Genomic DNA, 1,252 nt, shown 5'->3' on the forward strand with positions numbered 1-1,252 from the left:
TCAAGGAAGTAGTGGAAATTTTGCACAAGCGTCAGGATATGCGGATCATACAGGAGCGAGATTACATTACTCATCGAAAGGCTTCAGGCTACCGTTCCTATCATGTGGTAGTAGAATATATGGTTGACACCATCAATGGAGCCAAGACTATTTTGGCAGAAATTCAAATACGTACTTTGGCCATGAATTTCTGGGCAACAATAGAACATTCTCTCAACTACAAGTACCAAGGGGATTTCCCAGAGGAGATTAAGAAACGACTGGAAATTACGGCCAAGATTGCCCATCAGTTGGATGAAGAAATGGGTAAAATTCGTGATGATATCCAGGAAGCCCAGGCACTTTTTGATCCTTTGAGTAGAAAATTAAATGATGGTGTAGGAAACAGTGACGATACAGATGAAGAATACAGGTAAACGAATTGACCTGATAGCTAATAGAAAACCACAGAGTCAAAGGGTTTTGTATGAATTGCGAGATCGTTTGAAGAGAAATCAGTTTATACTCAATGATACCAATCCAGATATCGTTATTTCCATTGGTGGGGATGGCATGCTCTTGTCAGCCTTTCATAAGTACGAAAACCAGCTTGACAAGGTCCGCTTCATTGGTGTTCACACTGGACATTTGGGCTTCTATACGGACTACCGTGATTTTGAGTTGGATAAGCTAGTGACTAATTTGCAGCTAGATACAGGAGCAAGAGTCTCTTACCCTGTTCTAAATGTGAAGGTCTTTCTTGGAAATGGTGAAGTGAAGATTTTTAGAGCACTAAATGAAGCCAGTATCCGAAGGTCGGATCGAACAATGGTGACAGATATTGTGATCAATGGTGTTCCCTTTGAACGTTTTCGTGGAGACGGCCTAACAGTTTCGACACCGACTGGTAGTACAGCCTATAACAAGTCGCTTGGTGGAGCTGTTTTACATCCTACCATTGAAGCTCTGCAGTTAACAGAAATTGCCAGCCTTAACAATCGTGTCTATCGAACGCTAGGTTCGTCCATTATTGTTCCTAAGAAGGATAAGATTGAACTCATTCCAACGAGAAACGATTACCATACCATTTCGGTTGACAATAGCGTTTATTCCTTCCGCAATATCGAAAGAATTGAGTATCAAATCGACCATCATAAGATTCATTTTGTCGCATCACCTAGTCATACCAGTTTCTGGAATCGTGTTAAGGATGCTTTCATCGGCGAGGTGGATGAATGAGGTTTGAATTTATCGCAGATGAACATGTCAAGGT

At 41.3% G+C, this 1,252-nt stretch carries 1 protein-coding gene and 1 pseudogene; both read left to right on the forward strand.

Annotated features, from left to right (window positions below):
* Nucleotides 1-416: pseudogene (locus QZ359_RS08910) on the forward strand (GTP pyrophosphokinase family protein); the annotation flags it as partial.
* Nucleotides 400-1,218, forward strand: a complete 819-nt coding sequence (locus tag QZ359_RS08915; RefSeq protein WP_042900728.1) for an NAD kinase — start codon at nt 400-402, stop codon at nt 1,216-1,218. The pseudogene QZ359_RS08910 and the gene QZ359_RS08915, both read left to right, overlap by 17 nt.
* Nucleotides 1,219-1,252 lie beyond the last annotated feature (34 nt).

This window comes from Streptococcus sp., assembly GCF_019414905.1.
Classification (GTDB): Bacteria; Bacillota; Bacilli; order Lactobacillales; family Streptococcaceae; genus Streptococcus.

Excerpts from the sequence above, each read along its gene's own strand:
- QZ359_RS08915 (WP_042900728.1), top strand. The coding sequence starts at position 400 with ATGAAGAATACAGGTAAACGAATTGACCTGATAGCTAATAGAAAACCA.